Source organism: Flintibacter faecis, from assembly GCF_014287875.1.
Classification (GTDB): Bacteria; Bacillota; Clostridia; order Oscillospirales; family Oscillospiraceae; genus Lawsonibacter; species Lawsonibacter faecis_A.
Genome location: NZ_JACOPN010000002.1, coordinates 262,772 through 284,215, shown reverse-complemented (window position 1 = coordinate 284,215; position 21,444 = coordinate 262,772). Strand labels below are relative to the sequence as shown.

The window sequence follows — 21,444 nt, the reverse complement described above, 5'->3', positions numbered from 1 at the left end:
TGAAAAGAGGGGTAATAACATGTCATTATTAACGAATCCCGTTCTGGTATCCGTCGTTGTCCTTTGTGTCCTGTGTCTGCTCAAGCTGAACGTGCTGATGTCCCTGATCATCGCCGCTATGACCGGCGCTGTTCTGGGCGGCATCTCCATCCCCGATGCGATGGGCATCCTGTGCGACGGCTTCTCAGGCAACGCCAACACCGCTCTGGCTTACGTGCTGCTGGGCACCGTCGCCACCGCCATCGCCTCCACCGGTCTGGCCGACATGGCCTCCAAGAAGCTGTCCCAGATCATGGGCGGCAAGAGCGCCTCTGTGCTGCTGCTGATCCTGGCTGCCGTGGCCTGCCTGTCTCAGAACCTGATCCCCGTGCACATCGCTTTCATCCCCATCCTGATCCCCCCCATGCTGGCCATGTTCAATGAGATGAAGGTCGACCGCCGCGGCGTGGCCTGCGCTCTGGCCTTCGGCCTGAAGGCCCCCTACATCTCCATCCCCTTCGGCTTCGGTGCCATCTTCATGGGCATCATCGCCGACAACATGACCGCCAACGGCATGGAGACCTCCGTCAGCCAGGTGTCCCGCTACAACTGGATGCTGGGTGCCTGCATGTTCATCGGCCTGCTGATCGCCGTGTTCGTCACCTATCGCAAGCCCCGTGAGTACAAGGTGGTCGCTGCCGACACTGCCGCTTCCGATGCCGCCTCCGACCGCTTCACCGCTGCTCACGCCGTGACCCTGGTCGCCATCCTGGGCGTGGTCGTGGTCCAGGTCCTGGCCGACTCCCTGGCTCTGGCCGCTCTGACCGGTGTTGCCATCATGATCGTTGGCGGCGCTGTCAAGTGGAACAAGATCGACGAGCAGTTTGACGGCGGTGTCCGCATCATGGGCCTGATCGGCTTCATCATGCTGGTTGCCGGCGGCTATGCCGAGGTCATGAAGGCCACCGGCGCTGTCAACGAGCTGGTCGAGGCCGCTATCGCCGTCATGGGCGGCAACAAGTGGGTCGCCGCCACCGTGATCACCCTGATCGGCCTGCTGGTCACCATGGGTATCGGCTCCTCCTTCAGCACCGTGCCTGTCGTTGCCATCCTGTACGTTCCTCTGTGCCAGCGGATGGGCTTCTCCGTCCCCGCTACCATCATCCTGATGTCCGCTGCCGCCGCTCTGGGCGATGCCGGTTCCCCCGCTTCCGACACCACCCTGGGCCCCACCGCTGGCCTGAACGCCGACGGCCAGCACAACCACATCTGGGACACCTGCGTGCCTACCTTCCTGCACTATAACATCCCCCTGATGATCGGTGCCATCGTCCTGTCCCAGTTCGTGTAATTCCTTAAAATGCTCATGTATCCCGCCCGGATATTTTCCGGGCGGGATACCAAAGCTAGTTACTGCAGACGAAGGCGGCGCAGAAGAAACATGCCGCCCTAATTTGGAAGGAGTAATTTTAGAATGCTGTACAATCCCAAAGCCATTAAGAACGTGGTCCTGGACGGCCACAGCCTGACCCTGGAGAGCTTCGTCGCTGTCGCCCGTTTCGGTGCCACCGTGGAGCTGGCTCCCTCCGCCATGGAGGCCATGAAGAAGTCCCGCGCCCTGGCCGAGAAGATCGCCGCTGAGAAGCGCGTGGCCTATGGTATCACCACCGGCTTCGGCGACTTCCAGAAGGTGGCCGTCAGCGCCGAGATGAGCAACCAGCTGTCCACCAACCTGATCCTCAGCCACTGCACCGCCATGGGCGAGCCCTATGCCGACGAGGTCTCCCGCGGCATGCTGCTGCTGCGTGCCAACGCTCTGTGCGTGGGCGTGTCCGGCGTGCGTCCTCTGCTGGTCGAGATGATGATCGAGATGCTGAACAAGGGTGTCACCCCCGTCATCCCCCAGAAGGGCTCCCTGGGCTCCTCCGGCGACCTGGCTCCTCTGGCTCACATGTCCCTGCCCCTGCTGGGCCGCGGCCGCGCCAAGTTCGACGGCGTGGAGATGTCCGGTGCCGAGGCTATGGCCAAGGCCGGCATCAAGACCCTGGACACCCTGGTCAGCAAGGAGGGCCTGGGCCTGACCAACGGCACCTGCGCCATGACCTCCGTGGGCTCCCTGGCTCTGTATGACACCATCTGCGCCGCTCAGCTGGGCGATATCATCGGCTCCATGGACTTCGAGGGCCTGACCGGTCTGCGCAACGCTTTCGATCCCCGCATCCACGCTGTCCGTGGCCAGAAGGGCCAGATGCTGGTCGCCGAGAACATGGCCAAGCTGCTGGATGGTTCCGAGATCATCGACAACTGCCAGAACGACCGTGTGCAGGATGCCTATGCTCTGCGCTGCATCCCCCAGCTGCACGGTGCTGTCCGTGACGCCCTGGACTATGTCCTGGACAAGGTGGAGATCGAGCTGAACGCCGTGACCGATAACCCCCTGATGTTCCTGGAGGACGAGGCTGTTATCTCCGGCGGCAACTTCCATGGCGAGCCCATGGCCATCCCCTTCGACACTCTGGGCATTGCCGCTTCCGAGCTGGCTGACGCCTCCGAGCGCCGTCTGGAGCGTATGGTCAATGCCGCTCTGTCCAACGGCCTGACCCCCTTCCTGACCGTCGAGGGCGGCGTGAACTCCGGCTATATGATCGTTCAGTACGCCGCCGCTTCCATGGTGTCCGAGAACAAGATCTATGCCCACCCCGCTTCCGTGGACTCCATCCCCTCCTCCGCCAACCAGGAGGACATCGTGTCCATGGGTACCACTGCGGGTCGTAAGGCCGGCATGATCGTGAAGAACACCCTGGATTGTCTGGCTCTGGAGCTGATGACCTCCTGCCAGGCCATCGACATCCGCCGCCGCCTGAACAGCCACGGCCAGGGCATCACCCCCCTGCACCAGGCCATCTACAACAAGGTCCGCGAGAAGGTCGCCTTCTTCGAGATCGACCGTGAGATCTGGCCCGACATCCAGGCTGTGAAGGAAATGATCTACAGCGGCGAGCTGCTGGAGCTGATCAAGGAGTATATCCCCGACTTCCAGTAATCCTCCCCTTACACTTGTTTTCCCCTCGGGGGCAAGGGCGTTGCCCTTGCCCCCGTTTTTTATTTCAGAGAAGGAGCGTGTGTCCCTATGAAGCTGAACGTACTGCGCGCCGACCCGGCGGGCAATATCACCCTATTTGTGCTGGACCCTGTGGAAAAGAGCCGCCGGGCGGATGTCGCTGCCCAGCTGATGGCTGTGCCTGAGTATCAGGCTGAACAGGTTGGTTTCGTCTGCACCCCGCAGGAGGGGGGCGACGGCCGCATGGAGATGATGGGCGGCGAGTTCTGCGGCAACGCTACCCGGGCCTTCGGCCTGCTGACGGCCAAAAAACTGGGTGCCCCTGCCCAGGTGCGCATCGAGACCAGCGGCTGCGACCACATCGTCACCGTGGACACCGACCTGGCCGCCGGGACCTCCCGGGCGGAGATGCCCCTGCCCCAGTGGCTGCGCTCCGTGCAGTTCGGGGAGCACCAGGGTACTCTGGTCCACCTGGGGGGTATCGCCCACCTGGTGCTGGAGAACGTGGAGCCCAGCCAGGCCGTCTTTGACCAGGCCGAGCCCCTGTTCCAGGACATCCCCGGTCTGGATGCCTATGGTGTCATCTTCTTGGACACCAACACCCTGCACATGACCCCCCTGGTGAAGGTGCCCGCCACCAACACCCTGGTGTGGGAGGGCAGCTGCGGCTCCGGCTCCCTGGCCTCCGCCCTGGCCCAGAGCCGGGACCTGACAGACGGCACCTTCAGCCGCAGCTACATCCAGCCCGCTGGAACCGTCACCGCCACCGCAGTGCGGGAGGGCGGCAAAGTGGTCAAGACCTACATCGGCGGCCCCGTCACCCTGGGCGAGCCCTTCGAGACCGAGGTCAAGGGCTGAATAAAACCTCTTGCAAAAGACAGCAAAAGCAGCATCCGCTTTGGCGGGTGCTGCTCTCAGCGTGTCGATAAACCCTCTTCTGTCATTCCGAGGAGCGCAGCGACGTGGGAATCCGTAACTCAAAAGCCGAAAATATACTGATAATCATAGCTTTTGGAACGGATTGCCACGTCGACCCGTTGGGCCTCCTCGCAATGACAGGCTTTTTTGACAGTCTCAGCAGCATCCGCTTTGGCGGGTGCTGCTTTTGCGATTATTCGGGATGCTTCCAATACTTTAGGGTGGGTAAGGTGGCCTGTAAATAGGCCCGGACCTGCTCCTCCGGCCAGGCGGGGCCGGCCATGTGTCCGACGCAGACATCAATGAGGGTGTTCAGGTCTGTATAGATGAAAGCCCCGTCCGTATAGCACCACTGGCAGTAGTCCTGGTTGGGGGTCCCGTCCGGTTCGTGACTGAGGATGCCGTCCTCCAGAGGCATCCCGCAGCACTGGCAGATCAGATTCTGGGGAGAGCCCAGCAGGGTGTTGATGGACACATTGAACAGCCGGGAGAGCAGCTTCAGCGTGTCCGGGCCGGGTATCGTCTCCCCGCTCTCCCACCGGGATACCGCCTGCCGGGTAACAAACACCTGATCCGCCAGGTTCTGCTGAGAAAATCCGTGCTTCTGCCGCAGTGCGGCGATCATATCCTTCGGTTCCATGGCGATCCGCCTCCTTTTCCACAGGATAACAAAATTCGGGGAAAGAGACAAGCAACAGATGGTTGCGGGAAGGGGGACGGATTGCCACGTCGGGCACGGCCCTCCTCGCAATGACAAGAACGACAGCCGTCATTGCGAGGAGCGAAGCACCCGCAAGGGGTACGCCGCATCCGTAAGGCAGCAGAGCTGCCAACGGCTGCGCAGCGACGTGGCAATCTGTTCTCCACAAAAAACGGACCGCCATAGTCAGCGGTCCGTTTGAAATACAATACTGTGCGTATTACAAATCTAAAACAAAACGATTTGAAATCAAAATCTCACATCAGCGGGATCAGGGGCTGGACGCTGTAGTGCAGCTTGGCGGGGGAGTGGGGGTAGCGGCGGGCGAAGGAGAGGAGGATGCGCTGGCAGACCATACAGCTGTTTTCATAGTTGGCCTGGGGCAGCATCATGATGTACTGGGATACGCTGCAGGGGGCCACCACGTCCCCCCGGCGCAGGCTGTAGCGGATCTGGTCCAGCAGATTTTTCATGGCCCGGTTCAGACTGCGCTTGGGAAGGGGCTCGTTGTTCTCCCCCTGGACGGAAATGAGGGCGATGTGGACCGCGTCGCCGCTGCGGGCCACCAACCGGGACTCCATCTGGTACAGGGTGCGGAAAAAATCGAACTGGCAGACCATAGCTCCCCGGTCAGGGTCTATTTCGGTGAGCCGTTCCTGAATTTCCTGCAGGGGAAGGGGAAGGTCGCTGACGGAGCTCATGGCCTCCCGGTATAGGGCACGCAGCTCGTCAGAGGGATTCACGCCGAAGTTGTCATAGAGCAGCTGGGTGACCTCTTCATAGACCACGATGGCCTCTTTCTGCCGCTCCAGGTCCAGCAGATTGCGCATCAGGTGCCAATAGAGCTCCTCGCAGTAGGGGTCCAGCTGGATGGCCTGGCGGCAGAGCAGGGCGGCCTCCTCCCGGCGGTCTGCCTCCTCCAGCATGGGCAGTACCTCGTGGGTCACCTGGAGATAGACGTTGTGGTAATAGGCCGCCACGGGCACCACCCAGGGGTCGGAGGAGAAGTGCTCCAAAAAGTCCCCGCCATACAGCTCCAGTGCCTTGAGACAGCGCTCCAGCCGGTCCTTGGGGCGGGTAGCATCAGAGGCCGACTGGCACAGCTCGTCAAACGCCTCCACATCCAGGGTGAGGGGGACCTTACAGTTCCAGGCGTAGCTGCCCCCCTGGCGGACGATGAGGACGTGTCCGGCGGAGTCCCCCAGCCGGTCCAGGGTGGTGCGCACCCGGTGGAACATGGTCTTCAGAGCATTGGCCGGATTGGTCACGCTATCCGCGTCGTCCCACAGCAGTCGGACCAGCTCCTCCTGGGTTATGGGGCGCTTTCTGCAGTAGATCATATAGGCCAGCAGCAGCCACACCTTGCGGGAGCGGTTGTCGCCGTCGTTGATCTCCACATCGCCGGACCGGATGGAGAGTCCGCCCAGCATGTTCACTTTTAGCGAGGTGATGCACATGGTCCCGTCCCTCCACAAAAGAAAACGGTCAGGGTTGACCGCAGGAGTAGAAAATAATTCACAATTTACCTTATTATACTATAGAAGGTTGGAAGATACAACTGGGAATATAAAAAAGCACGGAAAAAGAGGGAAAAATAAAAAATGTAACAAAAATGCGGAAGCCCTCTTTTCATTTTGGCGCAGCTATAGTATAGTATAAAAGAAAGACAGAATCTATCGATTTACAACATCCAACGAGAGACAAAGAAGGGAATATGCGATGCGTAATATGTGGAAGCGAGTGCTGGCCCTGGCCTTGGCGGCCATGATGCTGTCCGGCTGTGCCCGGAATACCGCCGGAGATGGGGTGCAGACCATGGCCGACGGGTCCGTGGCTGACCGGAGCGGAGACATATCTCTGGGGGAGATCACCCTGGAGGACGAGATGGTGGCCCTGGCCGCCGGACCGGGGGCCATTGACCCCAGTCTGACCACCTCCGCGCCCGGGACCCTGGTCAAGAAGAACGACAAGGCGGTGGTGGACTATTCCAACACCAAGGACGGCTATGTGATGGTCCAGTACACCGCCAAGACGGACAAGCGGCTGAAGGCCCAGGTGAAGGGCCCCACCACCACCTATACATACAATCTGACGGCGGGCAGCTGGGCCACCTTCCCCCTGTCCGACGGCAACGGCCGCTATCAGGTGACGGTGTATCAGAATACCGAGGGCAGCAAGTATGCCGCCGTGGTCTCCGCCGCCTTTGACGCAGCGATGACCGACGAGTTTGCCCCCTTCACCCACCCCAACCAGTATGTGAACTATGCCAAGGCCCCCAACACCGTGGCCAAGGCGGCGGAGCTGACGAAGGGCGTCACCGATCCCCTGAAAAAGGTGGAGCTGGTGTATAACTATGTGGTGCAGAACATCACCTATGACAAGCAGCTGGCCGCCAGCGTGAAGAGCGGCTATCTCCCCGTACTGGACACGGTGCTATCCAAAAAGACGGGCATCTGCTTTGACTATGCCGCTCTGATGACCGGGATGCTCCGCAGCCAGGGCGTCCCCTGCAAGCTGGTGGTGGGTTACGCCGGAACGGCCTATCACGCCTGGATCAGCGTGTGGACGAAAGAAAATGGCTGGGTGGACGGGGCCATCTACTTCGACGGCTCCACTTGGCAGCGGATGGACCCCACCTTCGCCTCCTCCGGCAAGCAGAGCGCGTCCATCATGGCCTACATCGGGGACGGAAGTCACTACTCAGCGAAATATTTTTATTAAACATAACAATTTGAAATCGGGCCTGCGGGAAAAGCGCAGGCCCGATTTTTCTGTCAGTTCCATGAAGCCTATTGTTGAAACAGGCGGAATGTGGTATAATCATCCCGATCACAACCGATTTTTCGCCCGGGCAGCCGGGGAAGTGCGAAGGAGACCGCTATGAGGGAGAAGCCCCTTTCCAACCAAACATTGATGGACCTGTGCGGCGGGCTGGCCCTGCTGCTCCACGCGGGGGTGGGCACGGCGGACGGCCTGGACCTGCTGGGCCAGCAGCAGGAGGAGCCCGCCCTGGCCAAGCTGCTGACCGACCTGGCCCGCCGGGTGGACGACGGGGCCTCCCTGGCTCAGGCCCTGGAGGACAGCGGGCGCTTTCCCCACTATCTGTGCGCCCTGATAGAGGTGGGGGAGGCGGCCGGACGGACGGAGGAGGCCCTTGCCGCTCTGGAGCGCCACTACGAGAGCCGCATGAGCCTGGACCGCCGTCTGCGCTCGGCCCTGCTGTACCCCTGTATTCTGATGCTCATTATGCTGGGGGTCATCGTGGTATTGCTTACGAAGGTACTGCCGGTGTTCGACCAGGTATATGCCGGGCTGGGGGGGAGCCTCACCGGCGTGGCCGGGGGACTGCTGGCCCTGGGCCGGGTACTGGATGGGGGAATGCCCGTGCTGTGTGCCCTGCTGGGTGCCGCCGGGATATTTCTGGTCCTGTTCTCCCTGTCCGAGGGGTTCCGCCGGCGCTTGGTATCTGGGTGGCGGCGGCGCTTTGGCGACCGGGGCGTGTCCCGGAAGATCGACGACGGCCGCTTTGCCCAGGCCCTGTCTATGGGCATGGCCAGCGGACTGCCCCTGGAGGATGCCCTCACCCAGGCCGCCGGGCTGCTGGAGGACTCCCCAAGCGCCCAGGCCCGGTGCCGGGATTGCTTGGAGCGGCTGGACCGGGGGGAGGAGCTGGCCCAGGCGGTGCGCCAGTCCGAAGTGCTGCCCCCGGCGGAGTGCCGATTGCTGGCCCTGGGGCTGCGCAGCGGCTCCGGAGACCGGGTGATGGAGGACATCGCCCGCCGCTTAGGTCAGGCCGGGGAGGACGCCCTGGAGGACCGGGTCAGCCGGGTGGAGCCCGCCTTAGTTGGCGTGACCTCTGTGCTGGTGGGGGTCATCCTCCTGTCGGTGATGCTGCCCCTGATGCACATCATGTCCGCCATCGGGTGAGCGGCCATGGGAACGAGACGAGAGAGACGCCGGGCGGTGCTGTCCCTGCTTGGGGGGCTGGCCGCGGCGTGCTGTGCCCTGGCCATCTTTTTTGAAGGCGTGGGGAATTTGGATCAGAATAGCGGCGAGCGCAGCCGCCGCCAGCTGGAGGAGACCCTCCGCCGGGCGGCGGTGGCCTGCTACGCCGCCCAGGGGGCCTATCCCCCGGACTTATCCTACATCGAGGAGCACTGGGGCGTGCAGATCGACCGGTCCCGCTATGCGGTGTTCTACCAGGTGGAGGGGTCAAATCTGATGCCCGACATCACTGTGCTGGAGCGGGAGACATGAGAGAGCAAAACACAAAACTGCATATGTCCGCCCTGCTGCCCCTGGTGGTGTTCGCCCTGTTTGCGGTCTGTGTACTGTCCGTGCTGCTGACGGGGGCCAACGTGTATCAGCGCCTGACCCAGCGGGACCGGGACAGCTATCAGCGGCGCACCGGGGCCCAGTATCTGGCCACCCGGGTGCGTCAGGCCCGGGGCCCGGTGACGGTCACCGACCTGCAGGGCACGCCCGCCCTGGCCTTCTCCCAGGAGGAGGGCGGCGAGGTGTACACTACCTGGGTCTATTGCCACGACGGCTGGCTGATGGAGCTGTACGCCCAGCCGGACAGCGGCCTGGGCCCGGAGGACGGGGCGCAGATACTGCCCGCTGAACAGCTGGAGCTGTCCCGGGAGGGCAGCCTGCTGCGGGCCGCCCTGTGCTATGACGGGGGGGAGCGGGCCGACCTGGCCCTGTATCTGCCCCTGAGCGGGGAGGGGAGGCCATGAAAAGCCGTGCGCCCCTGGCGCTGATGGAGCAGACGGTGATGGTGCTGGTCTTTGCCCTGGCCGCCGCCCTGTGTCTAAGGGCCTTTGCCCTGGCCGACGGCATCTCCCGCCAGGTGGAGTCCACCGACCGGGCGGTGCTGTGGGCAGAAAGCGCCGCCGACACCCTGAAGGCCCGCCAGGGCGACCTGTCCCGGGCCGCAGCGGAGCTGGGCGGCGAGTTTGACGGTCAGCGCTGGACCGTCCTCCTGGACGAAAATTGGCAGGAGACGGCGGGGGAGCCCGCCTATACCCTCACCGCCCGGCCCGTCCAGACCGGCCGGCCCCTGCTTGGAAAAGCCCAGATCGACGTAGCGCAGAAAAACGGGGAGAGCCTGTTCTCCCTGGAGGTCTGCTGGCAGGAGGCAAAAACATGAGAGAGGGAAAGCGCGCCCCGACGGTGGTGGGGGGAATCTCCCTGCTGGTCATCTTCGCCGTGCTGTGTCTCACCGTGTTCGCCGTGCTGTCCCTGGCCCAGGGCCAGGCGGACCGGCGGCTGGCCCAGAACAGCTGGAGCGCAGTCACCGGCTATTACCGGGCCGACTGCCAGGCACAAGAAATTCTCTCCCGGCTGCGGGCGGGGGAGCGCCCCCAGGGCGTGACGGAAGAGGGGGAGAGTACGTTCTCCTATGCCTGCCCCATCTCCGATACCCAGACGCTGCAGGTCCGGGTGCGTCTGGCGGGGGAGAGCTATGAAATTCTCTGCTGGCAGGCGGAATTTACGGCGGACTGGCAGGCGGACGACGACCTGGACCTGTGGGACGGGAGCACATGACTTTATAAAACGATCCAAGGAGGAGAGAACCATGGCGGAGCTGATGGACTATCTGACCCAGGCGGTGGAGCGCCGGGCATCCGATCTGTTTTTTGTGGCCGGCGGCTCGGCCAGCGCCAAGGTCGAGGGGCAGATCATGCCCCTGGACGATGAACGGCTGCTGCCCCCCAAGACGGAGGAGCTGCTGCGGGCCATCTATGGGCTGGCCGGGCGGGACATGGACGGCTTTCTGGCCCGGGGGGACGACGACTTCTCCTTCTCTGTGGGGGGGGTGGCCCGGTTCCGGGTGAACGCCTATCGCCAGCGGGGGTCCATGGCTGCGGTGGTGCGGGTGGTGGCCTTTGAGATCCCGGATTTTCAGGCCCTGCACATCCCGTCCCAAGTGATGGACCTGGCCGGGCTGACCTATGGCATGGTGCTGGTGTCCGGCACGGCGGGCAGCGGCAAGTCCACCACCCAGGCCTGTATCCTGGACCGGATCAACCGCACCCGGAACTGCCACATCATCACCCTGGAGGACCCCATCGAATACCTCCACCGGGACCGGAGGAGCATCGTCAGCCAGCGGGAGATCGCCATCGACACCCGGGACTATCTCTCCGCCCTGCGCTCCTGCCTGCGCCAGGCCCCGGACGTGATCCTGTTGGGGGAGATGCGGGACCACGAGACCATCCAGACGGCCATGACCGCCGCCGAGACCGGACACCTGCTCATCGCCACCCTGCACACCCGGGGGGCAGTGAACACCATCGACCGGATCATCGACTCCTTTCCCCCCGCCCAGCAGGCCCAGGTCCGGGTGCAGCTGAGCGCGGTGCTGCGCACGGTGGTGTCCCAGCAGCTGCTGCCCGACGTGGACGGGGAGCAGGTCCCAGCCTTCGAGGTGATGCAGATGAACAGCGCCATCCGCAGCATGATCCGGGACGGGAAAGACCACCAGATCGACAACGCCATCGCCGCCGGGGGCAGCGAGGGGATGCTGACCATGGACCAGTCCATCCTGGCCCTGTATCAGGCTGGCCGCATCACCCGGGACACCGCCCTGAACTGTGCCGACAACCCGGAGCAGCTGAAACGGCGGATGGGGAATTGAAGAGAATTTTTGAAAGCCTTCCCCCCGGGGAAGGCTAAACTGTCAAAAAACCTGTCATTGCGAGGAGGGCAAACGGGCCGACGGCGGGCCGCTGAGGACAGCGGCCCCTACGGACGAGATTCGTCACATTCCGTAGGGGCGGATGTCCTCATCCGCCCGGAATGCTTGCTTTGTACGCCGACGGCGGGCGGCCAAAGGCCGCCCCTACGGCAAATAGCTCCGGCCCTCTTGTAGGGGCGGCCTGTGGCCGCCCGCCCTCTCAGTCACGGCTTCGCCGTGCCAGCTCCCCCACAGGGGGAGCCAAGGGACGGGGGATGCGGCGTACCCCTTGCGGGTGCTGCGCTCCTCGGAATGACATAACTTGACAGCATCAGCACAACAACATACTTTTTATATCTGGCCTTCCCCCCGGGGAAGGCTATTTTATGCCCGGATGAGAGTACACTCCCGCAAAAACACCCCTTTTTTGTACCGTCTGCCCAAAAAGTTCGGATATAATTTGTGCAATATTTTTTCGGGAACTGCGCGTTGAAAAGCAATATGTAACCGGTTTTGTAACCGCCGTATGGTATACTCTTGTCATAAAACAAGAGAGGGGAGGACTTGACAGCGTGCAAACCAGAGGCCAGGCGAATGAATACCGGAACACGCTGGTGTGCATCGACTCCTATGTAGACGGTGTGCTGGACGGGCGGCTCTACCACCCACAGCTGCACAGCGGCGAGCAGTTCCACAGCGCCATCCAATTCCTGCAAAAAATGGAGCGGCTGCTGGATGCCACAAAGTTCCCCCAGGCGTTCAGCACCCCCCGGGCCTTCGGCGGAGACGCCGCGGGAAGGGGCGGCGCAGCAGCCGGGACAGGCCCAAAAACGGGAAAGTTGGCCACCTTTACCGTGAGAGTCATCTTCCGACAAAACGCCAGCTGGCAGGGCTCTGTGTCCTGGCTGGAGGGCGGCAGCGAACAGCGGTTCCGCAGCGTGTTAGAGCTGCTCCTCCTGCTGGACAGCGCACTGACAAGCGTCAACCGGATGGAGAAAAGCGGCTGACCCAAACCCACGCACAGCAAGTTCCACTGCCCCGGCGACCCCGGCCCCGACGGGCCAACGAAAACACTGACCACGGCAAACCGCCCGAAAGAGCGGGACGCAAAGCCATGGGGGCTAAAGCAAAACGCCATGCCAGCCCGGCCGCCAGTATTCCGTTCCTGCGAAAAAAATGAGGAGGAGAACGAAATAATGGGAAACAAACGATTGAAAAAAAGAGCGTATTCGCTCAAGGGCCTTGGCCGCAGAGGACTTTCCCTGCTCATGGCTATGGTCATGACCCTCAGCCTGGTCCAGATCAGCGCCTTCGCCACCGATGGCGAGGAGAACGACACCCTCAAGCCCCAGGCCGTCGCTGACAACAACGGCCACAACATCACCCTGAGCAAGACCGCCGAGCGGGTGGGCGACACCGAGTGGAAGGTCACCGTAAAGGCCGACATCGGTGAGACCCCCATCAAGCAGCAGCCCCTGGACGTGGTGTTCGTCCTGGATAGGTCCGGCTCCATGGCCTGGTGTACGGAAGAACCCCATGAGCACAGCGACAGCTGCTACCAGTTGAAGGCGGACGCCGACCCGGAGCATAAGCATGGTTGGCGTGAATATGACTTTTTTGGGAATTTTTATCCGAGCAGTTGTCCCAACTATGAGCTGGCCTGTGGGCACTACTATGAGGAAGAACACGAGCATAGTGGTAACACAACTTGCTACTACAAAGAGACCAAGGATAGTGAGTGGACTGCGTATCCCAGTCGCCTGAGTGCAGCGAAGAGCGCTATGAGCACTTTGGAAGGCAATCTGCCCAACGGCGCTAACGTTCAGTACGTCTCTTTTTCCAGCAATGCCAAGCAGGAAAACAGCCTGAACGATGTGGTTGCCAATGGCGGCACCAACATCATGAAGGGTGTAAATCTGGGCATCGACCTGCTGAACAAGAATCAGAGCACCGTGACCAAGAAGGTGCTGGTCCTGCTGTCCGACGGCAAGGATGATAATGGTAACTACAGCTCCAAAAAGCTGAAAAACTTCAACGGCGACGTGTACACCGTGGGCTTTGCCGTGGACAACCAGAACCTGAAAGGGATGATCAAGGGCGACGGCAAGTACATCTACGCCAAGAATGCCGAAGCGCTGGACTCCGCCTTTACCGAGCTGTCCACCCGCATTGCCGCCATGATCGTGGACCCCATGGGCGACAAGGTGACCTATGTGGACGGCAGCGCCGAAGTCAGTGAAGGTTCTGTTGCCGGCAGCATTTCTGTGGATACCGATGGCCGCACCCTGCGCTGGACCCCCACCAATCAGGACAAGTTCAACAACAGCACCATTGAGTATACCTATAACGTGAAGCTGAACCCCAGCGAGGAAAACGGTGACTACACCGATATCAAGCTGAACAACACCACCTATCTCCAGTATGGCGTGGAGGAGCAGAACGGCGTGAAGAACGCTTACACCGCCAATTTCCCCATCCCTGCCGGATACTATAAGGTGTCCAATCTGACTGAGAAGTTCGTGGATGAAAATGGCACGGACATCAGCCAGTATGTGGAGCAGCCCCACACCTTCTTCCAGAGCAAGGTCACGGACAACGGCTTGACTGAATTGGTCGTGAATGCCCCCGCCAAGACTCTGGATACCAACGACGAGCACGTCAAGTACCTGTATGTGTCCTCTACCCTGGATAAGGCGGATTACGCCTATAATGTGGATTCCGACGGGAATTATGTTGACGGCAGCCTGAATGTGACCGATGAGGCCAAGGCCCACGAGCTGGTCCACGTTTATGAGCGCGCCACCGTGAACAGCGTGGAGTATGTGTACGACGGCGATATTCCCGAGGACGCTACCAAGCTGACCGACGGTTATGCCAAGACCTGGTATCCCACCGGCACTACAGGCATTGAGGTCCAGCCTGACGCGGAGTCTAAGCAGTACAACTTCTCCGGCTGGGAGAAGATTTCCGGCGAGGCTGAGGTCGTGACTGACGAGAATGGCTATGCCGTTCCTGAGAGCACCTTCACCCTGACTGCGCCCGAGGGCGATGTTCCTGCTGGCGACGTGGTGTTCCAGGGTCAGTGGACCCTGAAGCCCAGCTATCAGATCGTGGCTGATTATTATATCATCACCGACGGCGGGGACCGGGTAAAGAAGAACACCACCCCCATGCCCTTGACCGAAGTGGAGTATGAGATCAATGCCGACCCCGTTTCTTACACCGCTGGTTCCAGCACCTACGAATCCAAGACCTATGATGAGGTGGAACTGAGCCAGGGTCAGGAGCAGCTTGAAGGACTGAATTGGGATGCGGGTACCTCTACTGTGAGTAACATCATCCCCACCCAGGGGACCACCGTCGTTCACCTGGACTATATCCGCCACGAGAAATCCGATGCCAGCTATATTGTGAAGCACGAGTATTACAACGTGGTCTCCGATGGTGAGCCCCAGGCGGTGACGGAGGATAACTACAGCACTGATGTTATCACCGCCAAGCACGACGACAGCATTGCTGTTACCGATGCCATGAAGGATTCCACCGCCAACAGCAAGCACGCCCAGGGCTATTATGAGTACGTCAGCGACAACGGCCCCATTTCCCTGGACAAGGCTGAGACCAAGAATCTGACCATCAGATACAACCACTATCAGTATGTCGTGACCACCCAGGGCGATGCCGGTGTGGCCAGCCTGACCGGGGCTGACACCTACAACAAGGGCGACAACGCCCAGGTGAGCTTCACCCTGAACGAGGGCTATCAGGTCAAGTCCGTCACCGACAACGGCAATGACGTGACCGCCCAGGCCAAGAGCGGCACCTATAACATCGCCAACATCGACAAGAACCACACTGTGGTCGTGACCACCGAGAAGATCAAGTACACCCTGTCCGTGCAGTATATCTTCCCCGAGGGCCAGAAGCCTGCCACCGGGTTCGAGAACTATAACGTGTCTCTGGACTACGGCACCCAGTATGATTCCTATGTGAAGGCCGTGGCCGCCCCCGCCGGTTATACCCGCACCGACAGCGGCAATACCACCGGCGTGATCACCGGCAACACCACTGTGCTTTTCCTGTATGTTCCCAATGGCAACGCCACTGTGAACGTGTATTATCAGCGTGAGGACGACCACATGTCCCTGCTGTCCCCCAAGAGCCAGTCCGGCCGCATCGGCACCAGCTTCGATGTGACCAGCTGGAAGATCGACTCCATCACCGACGGCGGCAAGATCTATGACCTGGTGGATGGCGCCGAGCACGGCAAGGACGCCGTGATGACCGGTGAATATAAGCTCGGCGGCACCAACATCTATCTGTATTACACCGAGCGTGCCAAGGCCAACATCACCATCAAGTATCAGAGCGAGGACGGGAACAAGGCCACCTTCACCAAGGAGGACTACACCGCCCAGGGCTATCTGAACACCCAGTATAACATCAGCGGCACCACCTATCTCCCCGAGACCATCACCGAGACCCTGGCTGACGGCTCCACCCGCACCTGGTACTACAGCGGCAGCGACAAGCTGGTCCCCGGCAAAGAGGCGCTGACCGGCACCCTGACCGGCGACATCACTGTGGTGGCCAAGTATTACCTGAAGCCCACCTACTCCGTCACCGCCACTTACACCACCGTGAGCAACGGCGTCTCCTCCAACCAGACCGATGCCGCCGCCAAGCAGACCGGCGAGGCCGGCCAGAACGTCCCCTTCGACCTGAGCACCTATGTGGTGAAGTACGGCTTCACCAGCAGCAACTATCAGAACGACCTGTCTGTCAACGGCAAGCCTGCAAGCGAGATGCCCGTCATGGAGAAGTTCGGCGACTACGCCGTCACCCTCAGCTATAAGAAGAGCGTGAACAGCGGCGTGAGCACCACCATCCAGCACGAGTTCAAGACCTTCGTGGACGGCGTGGAGACCCTGGACACCACCACCGCTCCCGACGATGCGGTCACCGAGACGTGGGGCAAGACCGTGGACATGAGCAAGTTCTCCAAGGCCGGCCAGGCCGGTTACGAGGGCTACACCGTGGAGAAGTACAGCGCCGAGAACGGCCAGCTCCGTGCCGGCGACAAGGGTACCATCACCTATGTGCGCAACCTGGTCTCCGTGGTGTTCGACCTGAGCGGCGGCACCTGGAACAACAGCCTGAACAACGTGAACTACAACGTGGTCAAGGGCGGCAGCCTGGACAAGGACGGCCAGCAGCCCATCCCCGCCCCCACCAAGGACGGCTTTAAGTTCGCCGGCTGGACCGCCCAGCCCGAAAATGCCATCCCCACCGGTAAGTTCGACCAGCGCACCGTGTTCACCGCCAAGTGGGAGCAGGAGATCGTGGTCACCAAGAGCTACTTCTACACCGTGACCTACAACTACACCGTGACCACCGACGGCACCGTCACCTATCAGGACAGCGAGACCACCCAGGTGCAGGATACCACCAAGGCCAGCCAGACCATCAATGCGTCTGCCACTGCCAGCCACGGCGGCTATACCTTCGACCTGGCCAGCCCTGCGGAGCAGACCGCTGACCTGACCGGCACCACCCGGGAGGCCCCCCACCAGTTCGTGGTGAACTATGTGCTCACCGTGAACAACGGCGGCGGCGGCCGGGACGACCGGGACGACGACCGGCCCGCACCCAAGCCCGACCCCGACACCGAGATCAAGGACGACGACGTGCCCAAGAGCGACCTGCCTGAGCAGCCCGTAGAGATCCCTGACGAGGATACCCCCAAGGCCGACCTGCCCCAGGCCCCTGTGGACATCCCCGACGAGGACACCCCCAAGGCCGACGTGCCCAAGACCGGCGACGCCATGGGTCTGTGGGTGATGGCCGCTGCGGCCTCCGGCGCTGGCCTGATCTGGCTGAACCTGACCGGCAAGAAGCGCAAGGACGACAACGGCTAAGCCAACGTCAAACCCAAAGCAACCAGGGCCCGGACTTCCCGTCCGGGCCCTTGCCCATTTCACCACCCCCAGGAGGAGAAGCCATGAAACCGAACTTCCGAAAAGCCCTGACCGCCCTGCTGGCGGTGGTCTGCGCCCTCTGCCTGGGCAGAACGGCCCTCCAGCTGGTACAGTACCGCCAGGGGGACGAGACCTATGCCCAGGCCCAGGAGCTGGCCGGGCTGCCCGACCTGCCCGACCTGCCGCCGGTGGACGTGACCGGCGGGAGCGGCGAGGCTTCGGGCTCCGCCAGCGCCGATGGGGAGGGGGAGGCCCCGGAGGAGGTCCCCGTGTGGCAGGACCCCTACGCCCAGGCGCTGAAAGACATGGACTTCTCCGCCCTGCGGCAGCAGAACCCGGACGTGCTGGGCTGGATCCTCATCCCCGGTACCCGGGTGTCCTACCCCGTGGTCCAGGGGACGGACAACAGCTACTATCTTGACCACACCTGGCGGGGCGGGAAGAACTCCGTGGGGGCCATCTTCATGGACTATCGGAACAGCGGCGATCTGAGCGACTTCAACACCATCCTCTACGGACACCGGATGAACAACCGCTCCATGTTCGGCACCCTGAGCCAGTACAAAAGCCGCAGCTATTGGCAGGCCCACCCCTATGTGTACCTCACCGACGACAGCGGCACCCACCGCTATGAGATCTTCGCCGCCGGAGAGGTGAGCGTAGAAAGTGACGTCTACCGCCTGGGGCTGCGCAGCGACAGCAGCCGCCAGAGCTTTCTGGACAGCTGTCTGGCCCTGTCCGCCCTGAACACCGGGGTGACGCCCCACACGTATGACAAGGTGCTGACCCTGTCCACCTGCACGGGAAACGGTCACGCCACCCGCTGGGTGGTCCAGGCCGTCTGCCCCGGCCAGGCCCCCGAACCCCAGCCGGAGGAGCCCGTTCAGCAGCCGGAGCAGCTCCCGGAGCCTGCGCCGCAGCCCGAGGAGAGCGTCCAGCCCCCGGACACCTCCCAGCAGAGCCCGGAGGAGCAGGAGCAGCAGGAGCCGGAACCGGCCCCCTCCCAGGACATCCGCCCCGAGGAGCGCACAGAAGAGGAACCCTAAAACAAACCGCCCGGCCAAACAAAATTTGGCCGGGCGAAAAATTTTGCTTTACAATTCCCAAAAATCTGCTATAATAATTAAAGTCCTGTGAAAACAGAATATGGGCCTGTAGCTCAGCTGGGAGAGCGTTCGGTTCGCATCCGAGAGGTCGACGGTTCGATCCCGTTCAGGTCCACCAGGAACAAGGCAAGCGTTTGTGTCGCTTGCCTTGTTTTTATGTCAAGAGCCGGATCGGCGCAGGAGACCAGGCGCGCCGCCCGCTCAAAGCTCTTTCAGGCAAAATGACGAAGAAAAAGCGCGGGAGTTTTTTCTGCGCTTTTTCAGTCTTTAAGCTGAACTTGCTGGGGCGGCGCTTTAAGACGGAAAAACCGGGCGGGTCTGGAGGGGCGTGTGTTCAGTCTCTCTGCCCTGCTAAAGCTGAAAAGTTCCATAAAACAGAGATTGCCTTCTTCCCGCAACTATGTTAAACTGGACAAACTTGCTTGAAACATACTGATATTTAGGAGAATGTGAAGTTATGGAGACGCATCATCACAAGCGCAGCGCCTTTTCCGGGAAGCTGGGATTCGTCCTTTCAGCGGCGGGGGCCTCGGTGGGCCTGGGGAATATCTGGCGCTTTCCCTATCTGGCGGCCAAATACGGCGGCGGAATTTTTCTGCTGATCTATATCATTCTGGCCTTTACCTTCGGCTATACCATGATCATGGCGGAGACCGCCCTGGGCCGCATGACCAAGAAGAGCCCCGTGGGTGCCTTTTCCGCCTTCGGCAAAGGGCCTGGGCTGTCCTTCGGCGGATGGATCAACGCCATCATCCCCATCCTCATCGTGCCCTATTACTCGGTCATCGGCGGCTGGGTCATCAAGTATCTGGTGGAGTATCTTCGGGGCGGCGGCTCTGCCCTGGCCCAGGACGGCTATTTTTCCGGGTTTATCTCCAACGGCGTGTCGGTGGAGCTGTGCTTTCTGGCATTCACCCTGTTCACCCTGGCCATCATCTTTGCCGGGGTGCGCAACGGGGTGGAGCGGGTGTCCAAGTGCATGATGCCCGTGCTGGCGGTGCTGTCCGTGATCATTGCAGTTTACTCCGTCACCCGGCCCGGGGCTCTGGCGGGGGTGAAGTATTTCCTGGTGCCCAATCTGGACAACTTCTCCTGGATGACGGTGGTGTCCGCCATGGGGCAGATGTTCTATTCCCTGTCCATCGCCATGGGCATTCTCATCACCTTTGGTTCCTACATGAAAAAGGACGTGTCCATCGAGGATTCCACCACCAACGTGGAGATCTTCGACACTGCCATCGCCATTATGGCGGGCCTGATGATCATTCCCGCCGTGTTCGCCTTCTCCGGCGGCGACCCGGACACCCTGCAGGCCGGCCCCGCCCTGATGTTCATCACCATCCCTAAGGTGCTCGACAGCATGGGCATGGGCACGGTGGTGGGCGTGCTGTTCTTTGTGCTGGTGCTGTTTGCCGCCGTGACCAGCTCCATCGCCCTGACGGAGAGCGCCGTGTCCACCTTTGAGGACGAGCTGGGCTGGAAGCGGCACAAGTCCACCCTGCTCATCGGCGTCATCATGGTGGCCCTGGGCAGCCTGTCCGCCCTGGGCTATGGCCCCCTGGGGGAGGTGACGGTGTTCGGAATGCAGTTTTTGGACCTGTTCGACTTTTTGACCAACTCCGTCATGATGCCCATCGCCGCCATCGCCATCTGCCTGCTGGTGTCCCGGGTGATCGGCGTGGAGAAGATCGAGGAGGAGGTCACCCAGGAGGGCGGCCGCTTCCGCCGGAAGGCCATCTTCAACTTTATGATCCGGTATCTCTGTCCCCTGTTTGCCGCCATCATCCTGGTCAGCTCCGTGGCAAACGCCCTGGGCTGGATCAAGATGTGAACAGCGCAGAAAGCCGTCCCCCCATTGGAGGACGGCTTTCTGGTTTTATCTCGCATCTTGTTCAGCGCCCGGCGCCGGACGATGGTTGTATTTCTCAAACAACCGGAAGTATACCTCCATCGAGCCCCGGCACATGGGACCGACGATTTGCTTTCCGGTGGGAGAATATTGCCAGTATAATAAATTCTTTTCGGACACTGGATCACCGCTTGCGCCGGAAGAAAAGGTCAGCAGGAACTCTGTGCCATCGGTGAGATAAAAGTTATAGTAATATAAAATACTCCCACCAACACCGATTCCATGCAGAAGCAGTTTTACCCTGCTCCCTTTGTTTTGCATGGCATTTGCTTCATCAATCAGTGCCTGTATCTCCTCGGGATCATATATCGTCCCGCGTTCAGGGTAATGTGAGCAGCTGATTTGAACAGATTCTACTTCCTGGGCAGAGAAATCAATGATATGGACAGTTCCCCAGCCAAAGAGCCAATACCACAGGAACGGGGCGGCGATCACCAGCAGTAGGCGGACAATGGGCAAGACGCGCTCTTTCGTCATGGGAACCACTTCCTCGTATTATAAAGTAGTAGTGTTTATAGTCCCTCTCCAAGGACTGTATGCTATACTGTTGGAGATACTGTGGATTGTTTATCAAGATTCTTATTCAGTTGATCCAGCAAATCGCCTTTTGAACGCCCATCAAATTTTACAACAGGATTTCCGTCTTTTTCACGTGAAATCTCATATACTCCTGGCGTTTGAGATTCTGGTTGGTGTTCAAATGTATCAAAGCGTCTTTTCAAATCAAGAGATTCCTCTGTGGGTTTCAACTGATCTTCCAAAACTGCTTTTTCAACTTCTTGAACTTCTTTTGCTTCAACTGCAGAAGCATCATTCTGTTTTGCTTCTTTAGCAGCTTGAGTTTTTTGCTTTTCCAAATTTTCAATCTGCTTTTGGATATTTTTGGTTCTCTTTTCCTTTTCTTCAGGAGATAGTTGCTTGTTTTTCTTTACTTGCTCCATTTGCTTCTTTAATTGCTCAATTTTTCGATCAATTGAAGAAACATCTTTCTGACCACCAGTTTGAATGTCAGGCATTTTCATTTGTGCGCTAATTGGATTGATGCTCATAATTAGACACTCCTTTCTCAATATACCGGGAAGAAGCCTGATACGACTGAATCAACTATTTT

18 protein-coding genes, 1 tRNA gene and 1 riboswitch are annotated in these 21,444 nt (G+C 60.5%); of the genes, 15 read left to right on the top strand and 4 right to left on the bottom strand.

What is annotated here, in order from left to right:
• Positions 1-19: 19 nt before the first annotated feature.
• The 3 genes from H8S55_RS03985 to H8S55_RS03975 all read left to right on the top strand — a co-directional run bounded on the left by H8S55_RS03985 (position 20) and on the right by H8S55_RS03975 (position 3,898).
• Positions 20-1,330 (top strand): Na+/H+ antiporter family protein, encoded by a 1,311-nt coding sequence (locus H8S55_RS03985; protein WP_186877920.1) that lies wholly within the window; start codon positions 20-22, stop codon positions 1,328-1,330.
• A gap of 123 nt (positions 1,331-1,453) precedes the next feature.
• Complete coding sequence (gene hutH / locus H8S55_RS03980; RefSeq protein WP_186877919.1) at positions 1,454-3,022, top strand: histidine ammonia-lyase; 1,569 nt, start codon at positions 1,454-1,456, stop codon at positions 3,020-3,022.
• An 87-nt stretch (positions 3,023-3,109) separates the two neighbouring features.
• Complete coding sequence (locus tag H8S55_RS03975) at positions 3,110-3,898, top strand: histidine racemase CntK family protein (protein ID WP_186877918.1); 789 nt, start codon at positions 3,110-3,112, stop codon at positions 3,896-3,898.
• A gap of 253 nt (positions 3,899-4,151) precedes the next feature.
• Here the strand turns inward: H8S55_RS03975 and H8S55_RS03970 are convergent, their stop codons facing one another.
• The gene (locus tag H8S55_RS03970; protein WP_186877917.1) at positions 4,152-4,598 is read right to left on the bottom strand and encodes a zinc ribbon domain-containing protein; all 447 of its coding nucleotides are present in this window, start codon (positions 4,596-4,598) and stop codon (positions 4,152-4,154) included.
• A gap of 317 nt (positions 4,599-4,915) precedes the next feature.
• A complete protein-coding gene (locus H8S55_RS03965) occupies positions 4,916-6,115 on the bottom strand; it encodes an AfsR/SARP family transcriptional regulator (protein WP_186877916.1) in 1,200 nt (399 codons plus the stop codon).
• Between the two features lie 262 nt (positions 6,116-6,377).
• Here H8S55_RS03965 and H8S55_RS03960 point away from each other — a divergent pair, with 262 nt between their 5' ends.
• The 12 genes from H8S55_RS03960 (at position 6,378) to H8S55_RS03900 (ending at position 20,255) form a co-directional block, all read left to right on the top strand.
• A complete protein-coding gene (locus H8S55_RS03960) occupies positions 6,378-7,379 on the top strand; it encodes a transglutaminase-like domain-containing protein (RefSeq protein WP_186877915.1) in 1,002 nt (333 codons plus the stop codon).
• A gap of 159 nt (positions 7,380-7,538) precedes the next feature.
• Complete coding sequence (locus H8S55_RS03955) at positions 7,539-8,585, top strand: type II secretion system F family protein (RefSeq protein ID WP_147562270.1); 1,047 nt, start codon at positions 7,539-7,541, stop codon at positions 8,583-8,585.
• A 6-nt stretch (positions 8,586-8,591) separates the two neighbouring features.
• On the top strand, positions 8,592-8,915 hold the full coding sequence (locus tag H8S55_RS03950) for a hypothetical protein (RefSeq protein ID WP_147562271.1): 324 nt from the start codon (positions 8,592-8,594) through the stop codon (positions 8,913-8,915).
• On the top strand, positions 8,912-9,397 hold the full coding sequence (locus H8S55_RS03945) for a DUF4860 domain-containing protein (protein WP_186877914.1): 486 nt from the start codon (positions 8,912-8,914) through the stop codon (positions 9,395-9,397). Before H8S55_RS03950 ends, H8S55_RS03945 begins: the two co-directional genes overlap by 4 nt.
• On the top strand, positions 9,394-9,810 hold the full coding sequence (locus tag H8S55_RS03940) for a hypothetical protein (protein WP_186877913.1): 417 nt from the start codon (positions 9,394-9,396) through the stop codon (positions 9,808-9,810). The genes H8S55_RS03945 and H8S55_RS03940 overlap by 4 nt, the downstream gene beginning before the upstream one ends.
• Positions 9,807-10,208, top strand: a complete 402-nt coding sequence (locus H8S55_RS03935) for a hypothetical protein (protein ID WP_186877912.1) — start codon at positions 9,807-9,809, stop codon at positions 10,206-10,208. Before H8S55_RS03940 ends, H8S55_RS03935 begins: the two co-directional genes overlap by 4 nt.
• Before the next feature lie 31 nt (positions 10,209-10,239).
• Positions 10,240-11,301 carry a type IV pilus twitching motility protein PilT gene (locus H8S55_RS03930; RefSeq protein WP_186877911.1) on the top strand — a complete coding sequence of 354 codons (1,062 nt, stop codon included), beginning with the start codon at positions 10,240-10,242 and terminating at the stop codon, positions 11,299-11,301.
• 611 nt (positions 11,302-11,912) lie between these two features.
• Positions 11,913-12,347, top strand: a complete 435-nt coding sequence (locus H8S55_RS03925) for a hypothetical protein (RefSeq protein ID WP_186877910.1) — start codon at positions 11,913-11,915, stop codon at positions 12,345-12,347.
• A gap of 64 nt (positions 12,348-12,411) precedes the next feature.
• A riboswitch (cyclic di-GMP riboswitch) is annotated at positions 12,412-12,496 on the top strand.
• Between the two features lie 55 nt (positions 12,497-12,551).
• On the top strand, positions 12,552-17,258 hold the full coding sequence (locus H8S55_RS03920) for a vWA domain-containing protein (protein WP_186877909.1): 4,707 nt from the start codon (positions 12,552-12,554) through the stop codon (positions 17,256-17,258).
• An 83-nt stretch (positions 17,259-17,341) separates the two neighbouring features.
• Entirely contained in the window at positions 17,342-18,364 is a 1,023-nt protein-coding gene (gene srtB, locus H8S55_RS03915; RefSeq protein WP_186877908.1) for a class B sortase, read from the top strand.
• Positions 18,365-18,466: 102 nt separating this feature from the next.
• Positions 18,467-18,542, top strand: a tRNA-Ala gene (locus H8S55_RS03910).
• A 339-nt stretch (positions 18,543-18,881) separates the two neighbouring features.
• Positions 18,882-20,255, top strand: a complete 1,374-nt coding sequence (locus H8S55_RS03900; RefSeq protein ID WP_186877906.1) for a sodium-dependent transporter — start codon at positions 18,882-18,884, stop codon at positions 20,253-20,255.
• Between the two features lie 45 nt (positions 20,256-20,300).
• Here the strand turns inward: H8S55_RS03900 and H8S55_RS03895 are convergent, their stop codons facing one another.
• Positions 20,301-20,810, bottom strand: coding sequence for a hypothetical protein (locus tag H8S55_RS03895; protein WP_186877905.1), 510 nt, complete (start codon positions 20,808-20,810; stop codon positions 20,301-20,303).
• Between the two features lie 62 nt (positions 20,811-20,872).
• Positions 20,873-21,382 (bottom strand): FlxA-like family protein, encoded by a 510-nt coding sequence (locus tag H8S55_RS03890; RefSeq protein ID WP_186877904.1) that lies wholly within the window; start codon positions 21,380-21,382, stop codon positions 20,873-20,875.
• Positions 21,383-21,444 lie beyond the last annotated feature (62 nt).

Coding starts and splice junctions, on each gene's coding strand:
- H8S55_RS03985 (WP_186877920.1), top strand. CDS start 20: ATGTCATTATTAACGAATCCCGTTCTGGTATCCGTCGTTGTCCTTTGT.
- hutH (WP_186877919.1), top strand. CDS start 1,454: ATGCTGTACAATCCCAAAGCCATTAAGAACGTGGTCCTGGACGGCCAC.
- H8S55_RS03975 (WP_186877918.1), top strand. CDS start 3,110: ATGAAGCTGAACGTACTGCGCGCCGACCCGGCGGGCAATATCACCCTA.
- H8S55_RS03970 (WP_186877917.1), bottom strand. CDS start 4,598: ATGGAACCGAAGGATATGATCGCCGCACTGCGGCAGAAGCACGGATTT.
- H8S55_RS03965 (WP_186877916.1), bottom strand. CDS start 6,115: ATGTGCATCACCTCGCTAAAAGTGAACATGCTGGGCGGACTCTCCATC.
- H8S55_RS03960 (WP_186877915.1), top strand. CDS start 6,378: ATGCGTAATATGTGGAAGCGAGTGCTGGCCCTGGCCTTGGCGGCCATG.
- H8S55_RS03955 (WP_147562270.1), top strand. CDS start 7,539: ATGAGGGAGAAGCCCCTTTCCAACCAAACATTGATGGACCTGTGCGGC.
- H8S55_RS03950 (WP_147562271.1), top strand. CDS start 8,592: ATGGGAACGAGACGAGAGAGACGCCGGGCGGTGCTGTCCCTGCTTGGG.
- H8S55_RS03945 (WP_186877914.1), top strand. CDS start 8,912: ATGAGAGAGCAAAACACAAAACTGCATATGTCCGCCCTGCTGCCCCTG.
- H8S55_RS03940 (WP_186877913.1), top strand. CDS start 9,394: ATGAAAAGCCGTGCGCCCCTGGCGCTGATGGAGCAGACGGTGATGGTG.
- H8S55_RS03935 (WP_186877912.1), top strand. CDS start 9,807: ATGAGAGAGGGAAAGCGCGCCCCGACGGTGGTGGGGGGAATCTCCCTG.
- H8S55_RS03930 (WP_186877911.1), top strand. CDS start 10,240: ATGGCGGAGCTGATGGACTATCTGACCCAGGCGGTGGAGCGCCGGGCA.
- srtB (WP_186877908.1), top strand. CDS start 17,342: ATGAAACCGAACTTCCGAAAAGCCCTGACCGCCCTGCTGGCGGTGGTC.
- H8S55_RS03900 (WP_186877906.1), top strand. CDS start 18,882: ATGGAGACGCATCATCACAAGCGCAGCGCCTTTTCCGGGAAGCTGGGA.
- H8S55_RS03895 (WP_186877905.1), bottom strand. CDS start 20,810: ATGACGAAAGAGCGCGTCTTGCCCATTGTCCGCCTACTGCTGGTGATC.
- H8S55_RS03890 (WP_186877904.1), bottom strand. CDS start 21,382: ATGAGCATCAATCCAATTAGCGCACAAATGAAAATGCCTGACATTCAA.